Source organism: Dyadobacter sp. (assembly GCF_051859145.1).
GTDB lineage: Bacteria > Bacteroidota > Bacteroidia > Cytophagales > Spirosomataceae > Dyadobacter.
Map to the genome: position 1 here is coordinate 29480 of NZ_JBHYGF010000157.1, position 263 is coordinate 29742.

1 protein-coding gene is annotated in these 263 nt (G+C 52.1%); it reads right to left on the reverse strand.

Features of this window, described 5'->3' with window-relative positions; all coding sequences use genetic code 11:
• The coding region (locus ACTIE6_RS10725) for a mechanosensitive ion channel domain-containing protein (protein ID WP_439556631.1) at positions 1-263 on the reverse strand (263 nt) is incomplete at both ends.

A 263-nucleotide genomic window follows, 5' to 3' on the forward strand; every position in this document is an offset into this window, starting at 1 on the left:
GAAAAATATCCTTGCTGGGCAGCTCTACGTGCTGGCCGGCGAAGTTGTCGAGCTTCACAGAGCGCAGCCCGATTGACAGTACTTTCCCGGTAAATCCATTGGTTTCAATTATATCTCCTACCTTGATTGGCCGCTGGATCGCGATGAATGCGCCTGAGATGAAGTTGGTGGTCAAATCCTGGAATGCGAAACCGAGTGCGAGTGCAAGTACGCCGGCACCAGCCAGCAGCGAAGTAACCGTTTTATCCAAACCTAAAACCCCC